The 9,030-nt window shown below is 69.0% G+C and carries 7 protein-coding genes; 4 read left to right on the forward strand and 3 right to left on the reverse strand.

Annotated features, from left to right (window positions below):
- Position 1: 1 nt before the first annotated feature.
- Both ACTMTJ_RS44620 and ACTMTJ_RS44625 read right to left on the reverse strand, forming a co-directional pair.
- Entirely contained in the window at positions 2-547 is a 546-nt protein-coding gene (locus ACTMTJ_RS44620; protein ID WP_441225106.1) for a hypothetical protein, read from the reverse strand.
- An 11-nt stretch (positions 548-558) separates the two neighbouring features.
- A complete protein-coding gene (locus tag ACTMTJ_RS44625; protein WP_441225107.1) occupies positions 559-834 on the reverse strand; it encodes a hypothetical protein in 276 nt (91 codons plus the stop codon).
- Between the two features lie 267 nt (positions 835-1,101).
- Here ACTMTJ_RS44625 and ACTMTJ_RS44630 point away from each other — a divergent pair, with 267 nt between their 5' ends.
- Both ACTMTJ_RS44630 and ACTMTJ_RS44635 read left to right on the forward strand, forming a co-directional pair.
- Positions 1,102-2,124 (forward strand): polyprenyl synthetase family protein, encoded by a 1,023-nt coding sequence (locus ACTMTJ_RS44630; protein WP_441225108.1) that lies wholly within the window; start codon positions 1,102-1,104, stop codon positions 2,122-2,124.
- Between the two features lie 339 nt (positions 2,125-2,463).
- Entirely contained in the window at positions 2,464-3,246 is a 783-nt protein-coding gene (locus tag ACTMTJ_RS44635; RefSeq protein ID WP_441225110.1) for an IclR family transcriptional regulator, read from the forward strand.
- Between the two features lie 1,629 nt (positions 3,247-4,875).
- Here ACTMTJ_RS44635 and ACTMTJ_RS44640 read toward each other — a convergent pair.
- Entirely contained in the window at positions 4,876-6,990 is a 2,115-nt protein-coding gene (locus tag ACTMTJ_RS44640; RefSeq protein ID WP_441225112.1) for a PhoX family protein, read from the reverse strand.
- Positions 6,991-7,223: 233 nt separating this feature from the next.
- Here ACTMTJ_RS44640 and ACTMTJ_RS44645 point away from each other — a divergent pair, with 233 nt between their 5' ends.
- Positions 7,224-7,718, forward strand: coding sequence for a sigma-70 family RNA polymerase sigma factor (locus ACTMTJ_RS44645; protein ID WP_441225116.1), 495 nt, complete (start codon positions 7,224-7,226; stop codon positions 7,716-7,718).
- Positions 7,715-8,443: an anti-sigma factor family protein gene (locus ACTMTJ_RS44650; RefSeq protein ID WP_441225114.1), complete on the forward strand. Its 729-nt coding sequence runs from the start codon at positions 7,715-7,717 to the stop codon at positions 8,441-8,443. The genes ACTMTJ_RS44645 and ACTMTJ_RS44650 overlap by 4 nt, the downstream gene beginning before the upstream one ends.
- Positions 8,444-9,030 lie beyond the last annotated feature (587 nt).

Here is a 9,030-nt window from a genome sequence, read left to right on the forward strand (position 1 = left end):
GTCAGATCCGGGGAAGGGAGTGGGCGATGCCGCGAGAGTACGCCGGTGGCGGGATCGTCGGGCGGGTGATCCTGTTCAGCCCCACGTAGTAGGCGGTCATGTCGGCCGCGAAGATCCGCCGGTCGGCCATGTTCGCCCGCAGATGCTGGATGAACTCGGTGTTCGTGCGGTTCGACACGATCCGGTAGCCCATCCCGGCGGCCGAGGCGGCCAGCACGGGGTGCAGGGTCGGGTGGAGGGTGCTGATGTGGACGGTGTCCCGGACGGACATGAGCGGCTGCACCTCCGGCCCGCCGACGTACTTCGGCCAGACGTGGTGGGCGTGCAAGGGCGCCCTGGCCGGAAGCCTGGCCGTGGTGTCCAGCGTGCCCGGCATGCCGCCCGACGCGGTGACCACGCCGTACGAGAGTGAGGCGTTCCAGGTCAGCGGTGTCCGGCGCGACCTGCGGCGGCGCCTTCGCCGCTCCCGGAGCATCCGCCGGAGCCGCCGCAGCAGTTCCCGCACCTTCTCCAGCAGCCAGGCGACGAAGCGGATGATCAGCTTCACCAACTGGATGATCAGCCAGATACAGCCGGGGCCGGCCCGGCCAGGGCGGACGCGGTCGTCGGTGCCTGCTCGGGCGTCTCGGGGCGGCTGGTCCGCATGGCCATCGAGACCACCGCGGCGTTGCGGACCGCGTCCTGGAGCGCCGGGGCCAACGCGGCGACGGAGCCGCCGAGCGTGGTGACCGGGCTGCCGTGCCGGCGCTCCGCGTCGCCTCGTTTCGGCGCCCGAGGGGAGGCGACGCGTGGCGGTGCCGGACGGAGCTGCGACGCGGGTGCGGGTGGCGGCATGATCGACACCTCCGGCCGGCGCCGTCGCCGCCGCTCTCCGGCGAGCCTTCGAGACCGATCCCGACCGGCTCCCGACGGCTCCCGGTCGGAGGAAGCGGCGTCTGAAGAAGTTTCCGGGCTGCGTGAACCCTGAGGCTAGGCGCACAGGCAGATCGACCTTGCCGATGAAATCCCTAGCCCGCGGCCCCGGCGAGGCGGGTGTGTGAGGTAGGTCCTGTAGCACTCCCTGCCCCACCGGTCGTCCGGGCGGTGTGGCATCGTTGGTGCGTGGGCGGGGCGCAGGTTACGGGCGGATTAACGTCGATCGGGCTCGATTTTGTCGATCCCGCTCTCGAGGCTTCGGTGCGGCAGACGCTGGCCGTGGTCGAAGAAGAACTGAGGGTTGGCGTCAAGAGTGCCGACCCTTTCGTGACCGAGGCGGCGCGCCACCTCGTTGATGCCGGTGGCAAGCGGTTTCGCCCGCTGCTGGTGGCGCTGGGCGCCCACTTCGGCGACCCACGCGCCCCACTTGTCGTGCCGGCCGCCGTGGTGATGGAGCTCACTCACCTGGCGACGCTCTACCACGACGACGTGATGGACGAGGCGCTCGTGCGGCGTGGCGCACCCAGCGCCAACTCCCGCTGGACCAACTCGGTGGCCATCCTGGTCGGCGACTACCTCTTCGCCCGCGCCGCGGACATCGCCGCGGAGCTGGGTCCGGAGGCGGTGCGGCTACAGGCCCGCACGTTCGCCCGCCTGGTGCACGGCCAGATCGCCGAGACGGTCGGCCCGCGCGCCGAAGATCCGGTCGCGCATTACCTCGACGTCATCTCGGAAAAGACCGGCTCGCTGATCGCGACGTCGGCCCGCTTCGGTGGCATGTTCGGCGGCGCGGCGCCCGAGCACATCGAGGCCCTGGCGGGTTACGGCGAGACGATCGGTGTCGCCTTCCAGCTCTCCGACGACCTGCTCGACATCGCGTCCGACTCCGCCCAGTCCGGCAAGACGCCCGGCACCGATCTGCGCGAGGGCGTGCCCACGCTCCCGGTGCTCTACGCCTTGGCCTCCGACGACGCCGACGCCGCGTCGACCCGCCTGCGCGAGATCCTCGCGGCCGGCCCGGTCACCGACGACGCGCTGCACGCGGAGGCGCTGGGGCTGCTGCGCGAGTCACCGGCGCTCAAGCGGGCCCGCGAGACCGTGCGCATGTACGCGGAGGACGCGCGCACCCGGCTGTCCCCGCTGCCGGACAGCGCGCCGAAGCTGGCGCTCGAGTCCCTCTGCGACTTCATCGCCGACCGCACCAACTGACACCCGCCATGGCGGCGTGAAAGACAGTGGCGTACATCACTATGTTCTGACCGCGCAACGACGCATCTCGTTGCGTGCTCGACGGCTTGGCCGCTCGTGGCGCGAAAAATGACATGCGCCCGAACGAGCAGATGTCGAACGTGGACGCGAAGAAAATTCCATCTCCAGAACATGAAGATCGAATGTGGACATAAGCCGCTGAAAAACGGGGTAAACCAACGCAACGTGGCGCCCCGCCCACCGACGGTCGCCGTACATCCGGTGCCTTCGATCCGAACGGGCATTTCGCTCTCGGGCGGTTTTTCATATGGTGTAAGTCCCCGGCCGGCGGAGGTGGTTGTGCGCGACCCCTTGGCGGAACCTTCGGATCTGATCCGTAGCGTCTCGCGTGCGCTGCGTGTCCTGGAGGCGGTCGGCAGGGCACCGCGGGGCCTGACGGTCAAGCAGATCGCTCGTCGCTGCGAGCTGACGGTCGCCACCACGTACCACCTGGTGCGCACCCTTGCCTACGAGGGCTACGTGATCCGGCGCGAAGACGGCACCTACATCGTCGGACTCGAAGTGGCCGACCGCTACCGGGAGCTGGTCGCCGCGTTCCGCGGGCCGGCGACCGTGGGCGAGTCGCTGCGCCGGGCCGCGATGGAGACCGGCTACAGCCACTACGTGGGCCGTTTCGTGGGTGGCCGGGTGGCCATCACCGCCTCGGCGGAGGGCCCCCGCTCGCCGTATCTGGAGGATCTGGTCCCCGGCTTCGACGACGGCGCCCATGCCACGGCATTGGGAAAGGCCCTCTTGTCCACGCTGACGCCCGATCAGCGCTTCCGGTACCTCAAGGAGTGGGGCATGCGGTCTTTCACCGCTCAGACGCTCACCACGCCGGAGGCGTTCGAGGCCGACCTGGCCGCCGGCGACCGGCGCGGCATGCAGCTGGAGATGGGGCAGTACCGGCAGGGCGTCGGCTGCGCGGCCGTGCTCGTCAGCTCCGACAAGGACATGGAGCGCCGGGTGGTGCTGGCGTGCGCGATGCCCGCGGCCGAGCTGATGACCACGGCCCGCGTCGTGCGCAACCGCCTGGCCTCCGTCGCCAAGGAGCTGTCCGAGGCGATGGCCGCCGACGCCTAGATCTGTTGAGAAGCAGATCCGGGCTACCGCGATGTGCGTCGTGGTCCATGCCGTTGCTCCCGCGGCCTCACCCGTCCGCTGCTGGTCCCGGCCAGCTCGTCAACCCCGGCGGAGGGCGACGAAGTAGCCGCCGCGCGCCCGGGGCAACCGCGCCCCCACCGGGGGCGCACTGCCTCGCCCAGCTCGCCGACCGCGCGCCCCGATCCCCGCCGAGAAGGCTGTGTTGCCAGCAAAATCCCTGCATTTGTTGCCTCGCGCGCGTTCTGAGGCAACAAAAGCAAGGATTTTGTCGGGATCTTGGCCGGCAGGGGACGGACGTGACCTATGCCGGCGTGAACGCTTGGTGGCCGCCCGCACGGAGGTGACGCGGCGTAAGACTTCCGGATCAAGGAGACGCAAGGGCCGAAAAATGGCGCCCCTCACGTTCGCGGTTTGCCGGCTTGTGGCCCGGCGAAGCAAGGCTTCGTAAGCCTGGTATCCACGGCGCTTCGGTGATCGTTAGCCCGAAACCCGCGTTCGTGTCGGCGTGTCACACGGGTTTTGGGCTAACGATCACGGCGCCTTCCAGATCCTGGCCCGATGGTCCCGTCACGTGGGAGATGCGGGCTACGGCCTCTACCTGCTCGACATCTCACTAGCCACCGCGATATCCGTCGTGGTCCGGACCGCCGCAGCCGCGGCCCTCACCCATCCGCCGCTGGGCCGTAGTCGCCCCTGTCCACAATGTCTGGTCTCGGATCGGCGATCTCGCAACAACAAGGGGTTTCGTCGCTTCAAGTAACCGCCGTCGCCGTGCACGCGTCACAAGATTCGAGATCTTGGAGAATTAGGGCGCCATATCAACCCTAACTGTCCTAGATCTCAAAGCCCCCGATCCCGGCCGGTGACGCCATGTAACCGATAGCCCGATGGGCCGGAGCGGACCTTGCGAGCGGGGCGCAATACGGTCTATCGCTGACACGGACCTGGAAAGATCTGCCTGCAAGTAGTCGGCTGAAACGGTCATGACCCCCTTCTGCGGCCGGCCCGCCCCTTGCCGCAGCAGCGGGCGAAGCCCGAGCCGTGCCGTATGCCGTCGTCCACCCGCCCGGGGAGCAGACCAGCGCCGGGGCCGCCACGACCCCCGAACGGTGACGATCAGACAAAAGGCGGCCCCGGCCTCGGCGCTGGTCTGCTCGGCTTTGCCTGGACGACGGCATACGGCACGGCTCCCACCGCAACCACCCACCAAGAAGGGTGAACAAGCCGGGGACGGCCCGGCCGGAGCCCGAGACCCCGCCGGAGGCGCACTAACCGCACCACAAGCGAAGCCGAAACCGCAGAGCAAGGAACAATCCGAAAGGCGAGGCGCCCTGAGTCGCCAAGATCTCGAATCTCGCACCACTCGCGCCGTCGCTGCGGTTACGAGGGGCGACGAGGGCGGCTGAGCAAGCGACATTGTGGACAGACACCGCCGCCCCCCGCGGTCGGAGTCCGCAAAGGGGTAAGCGCGACCAACAGCGGACGGGTGAGGCCGCGGGAGCAACGGCATGGACCACGACGCGACATCGCGGTAGCCCAATCGGAATTTGGTCAAGATTGAAGGGGCGCCCCCGCCGACACACGGAGGCGCCCCGACAAAACGAGGCCCTAGCTGCCGACGGCCTTGCCGTCGTGCCGCCAGGTGACGACCACGCCCGGCTTGGCGTAGTCGCCGTCAGGCCACGTGGAGGCCGGCTTCTCGATCGAGGCGCCGGTGAGCTCGCCGGGGTGCTGCACCGCGACGAAGACCGACTTGTGGTCTGTCGTGATGACCGGGCCGCAGGTCTCGGCGCCGATCGGCACCGTGAGGAACTGCTTGAGGTGGCCGCGCTCCGGGCCCTCGACCGGGGTGGCGAAGAGGCCGTCGTTGGTGCCCAGGGCGTTGCCGTCCGTGGAGATCCACAGGTTGCCTGCGCCGTCGAAGGCCACGTTGTCCGGGCAGGAGATCGGCGAGACCTTGGTCTTGTCGTACCCGGCGAAGTAGGTGGCCGGGTCGGCGGGGTCGCCGCAGACGATCGGCACCGACCAGGTGAACGTCTCGCTCGTGTGCTCGCCGCCGTCCTCGGTCAGCTCGAGGATGTGCCCGTGCCGGTTGGCCGTGCGCGGGTTGGCCTCGTCCGCCTTGGGGTTGGTGCCGGTGCCGCGGTTGCTGTTGTTGGTCAGCGCCACGTAGATCTTGCCGTTGACCGGGTTGGGCTCGACGTCCTCGGGGCGGTCCATCTTGGTGGCGCCGACCGCGTCGCCGGCGAGCCGGGTGAACGTGAGCACCTCGGCGGCCGTCATGCCGGACACGTACGACTTGTCGCCGCGCACCAGCGGGATCCACTTGCCGGTGCCGTTGAACGCGCCGTCAGAGGGCAGCTTGCCCGAGCCGTCGATCTCGCTGGCGCTGGTGTAGTCGAGCTTCGCCACGTACAGCGTGCCGGACTCCAGCAGCGTCAGGTTGTGCTTGCGCGCCTGCCAGGAGTTGCCCTTGGCCATCTTCTTGTCGGTCACGAACTTGTACAGGTAGTCGAACCGCTCGTCGTCGCCCATGTACGCCGCGACGTAGCCGCTCTTGGCCACGATCACGTTGGCGCCCTCGTGCTTGAACCGGCCCATCGCGGTGTGCTTGCGCGGCCGCGCGTCCGGGTCGAACGGGTCGAGCTCCACGATCCAGCCGAACCGGTTGGCCTCGTGGGGGTGCTTGGCGAGGTCGAAGCGCTCGTCGGCGCGGTCCCACTTGCGGCTGTCGCTGGGGTAGCGGGCGGTGGTGCTGATGCCGTAGCGGGCCAGCTTGGGCTTGTCGGCCTCGGGCACGGCGTCGCCGCCGACGAAGTACTGGTTGAAGTTTTCCTCCCCGCTCAGAATCGTGCCCCACGGGGTGACGCCGCCGGCACAGTTGTTCAGCGTGCCGATGACGGTCTTGCCGCGCGGGTCGGCAGCGGTCTTCAGGTACGCCGAGCCGGCCGCCGGACCGGTGAGATCGAACCGGGTCGCCAGCGCGGTGATCCGCCGGTTGTACTTGCGGGCCCCGCGGGTGACGAGCTTCCACTCGCCGGTGCGGCCGACCCGCTCGAGCTCCACGACCGACAGGCCGTGCGCGGCGATGGCTACCCTGATCTGCTCCACCGAGAGCGCGTCGAGCGTGGTGAAGCCGGCGAACATCAGGTTTTCGTTGGTGTACTCGTGGTTGGCCACCAGCAGGGCACGCTCGCCGTGCTTGTCGAGCGGGAGCACCGCGAGGAAGTCGTTGTTGTAGCCGAACTGCTTCGACTGGCTGTACGCCGACTGGCGGTCCAGCCGGAACGCCGGCGCGTCCGGCTCCACCGGGTCGCCCCAGCGGATGACCACCGAGTGGTCGTACCCGTTGGGCACGACGAAGTTGTCGAGCTTGTTCGGCGGGATGGTGCTGAACGTGAGCGCGGCGGCCGGAGCTTCACCCCCACCACCGTGGTACGCGGTGAGCGCGTCCTCGCCGCCGCCGGCCGGCGCGGCCAGCGCCGGTGCCGCGGAGGCCGCGCCGGCACCCGCGAAGCCGAGCACGAGAGCGCCGACGGCGCCCGCCCGCACGACGCCCCGGCGGGACACCTCGGTCTGGACGACGTCGCCGAAGTACGGGTTGTCCGACTCGTTCGGCACCGGGTGGTCACACGCGTTTCCGCAGCGGTACATGCAGGTCATCGCGCTGCGTCCGGAGTGGTTCTGGCCAAGAATCGGAAGCAATCGCGGTTGCTCGCTCATGTAGAAGAGCCTCCTCGCTGGTTGGTGCGTGCTCGGGAGGGCCGCGCCGACCTCTGGCCGCGGTCGAGAACACGCGTGCCGGACGCTAAGAGCAGGTCATGAGCGCTGCTCAGCCCCGACATTAACGGAAGGTGAACACCGCCACGAGCGGCCAGAAGTGAACCGTCCGGCCGATCCCTGCGTAAGACAGATCGAGAGGAGGCCGGGGTGGCTTGACCGACCAGGATGCCCAGTTGATGCGTGCCTTGCAGGACGAGCATGGCGACGCACTTTTCGCTCACGCGCTCCGGCTGGCCGGGGGCGACCGGCAACGAGCCGAGGACTTGGTGCAGGAGACGCTGCTGCGCGCGTGGCGGCATCCCGAAGCACTGGATCCGCAACGCGGCTCGGTGCGGGCATGGTTGTTCACCACCGCGCGCAACCTGGCAATCGACGCGTGGCGGCGGCGCTCCGCCCGGGTCGGGGAGATCGTCACGGACGAGCTGCCCGAGCCGCCGCCCGCGGTAGACGAGGCAGACCGGGCGGTCGAGGCGTGGACCGTGGCCGAGGCTCTCGGGCGGCTCTCCGCGTCGCACCGCGAGGTGCTCGTGGAGTGCTTTTACGAGGGGCGCTCGGTCGCCGAAGCGTCGACCCGGCTCGGCGTACCGCCGGGCACGGTGAAATCCCGTACGCACTACGCGCTGCGTTCGCTGCGCCTGGTACTCGAGGAGATGGGGGTGACGAGATGAGGTGCGACTACGCGTACGACAGCGGTGCCTACGTGCTCGGTGCCTTGTCTCCGAGCGAGCGCGCCGGCTACGAACGCCACCTGGCCGACTGTCCGATCTGCCGCGAGGCGGTCGGTGAGGTCGCTGTGCTGCCGGGTCTCCTGGGGAGGCTCGACCCGGCCGGCCTGGAGCAGATCGCCTCGGCACCCTCCTCCGAGTCGCGCATGCCCGAGCTGCTCGACGCCGTCGCGCACGCGCGCCGCAAGGAGCGAGCCACCCGGCGCTGGCGTACCGCCGGCTCGGTGCTCACCGCCGCCTGCCTCGCCCTGTTCGCCGGCTTCGGAGCGGGCATCCTGCGCGACGGCAGCTCGGCCGGCACCCAGGCGCCGCCCGTGGCGGAGGGCACCGCGTCGCCCGGGCCGGTCAAGCCGCGAATGTTCGCGATGAAGTCCGTCGTCGGCGACATCCCGGTCACCGCCGAGATCGGCCTCACCGCCACGAAGTTCGGCACCGAGATCACGATGCACTGCGCCTACCCGATGCACAGCGGCGAGAGCAAGACCTACACCTACCGGCTGTACGCGTGGGACTCCGAGGGCGAAAAGGAAGCGATCGGCTCGTGGGCGGTCTCTCCCGGCGCCGACGTCGGCTTTACCGGGATGACGAGCTTTTCGCCGGGCGAGCTCACCCGGATCACACTCACCAAAAAGGACGGCACTCCACTTCTGGAGTACAAGGTCCCATAACCCATTTCGAAGATCTGAGCTACCGCGATGTCCGCGGTGGTCCGGACCGCTGCTCCCGCGGCCTCACCCTCCGCGCTTCACAACCAACCCAGACCGGCTGAGGCGCGTGGCTGCCGCTCGCATGGAAATAACGCAGCGCTACGGCCTGCGGCAGCATCTTCGATTTCGAAGTTCGAGCCGGTTGTTCCTTGCTCTGCGGTTTCGGCTTCGCTTGTGGTTGCGGTTAGTGCGGCGCCTCCTGCGGGGTCTCGGGCTCCGGCCGGGCCGTCCCCGGCTTGTTCACCCTTCTTGGTGGGTGGTCGCGGTGTTCGCCGTGCCGTATGCCGGCGCTGGTCTGCTCACGGCCACCTCTACGGTTACTCAGCGCCACGAAAGGCCCTTGCTGCCGACCTGGCCAGCGACAATGTGGACAAAACGTCGGGCACTTCAACCATCCTGATGGTCGGAGTGCTAATGGGGTAACCGCGACCAACAGCGGATGGGTGAGGCCGCGGGAGCAACGGAGAGCGACCACGACGGACAGAGATGATGTTTGTGAGCACCTCCCGTCGGGGGTCTGACCCTACGACGGACTGACTTCGGGTCTT

It is taken from the genome of Phytohabitans sp. LJ34 (assembly GCF_052068095.1).
GTDB lineage: Bacteria > Actinomycetota > Actinomycetes > Mycobacteriales > Micromonosporaceae > Phytohabitans.

What these genes read in the sequence shown, in the direction of transcription:
- ACTMTJ_RS44625 (WP_441225107.1), bottom strand. Translation starts at nt 834, where the DNA reads ATGCCGCCACCCGCACCCGCGTCGCAGCTCCGTCCGGCACCGCCACGC.
- ACTMTJ_RS44640 (WP_441225112.1), bottom strand. Translation starts at nt 6,990, where the DNA reads ATGAGCGAGCAACCGCGATTGCTTCCGATTCTTGGCCAGAACCACTCC.
- ACTMTJ_RS44650 (WP_441225114.1), top strand. Translation starts at nt 7,715, where the DNA reads ATGAGGTGCGACTACGCGTACGACAGCGGTGCCTACGTGCTCGGTGCC.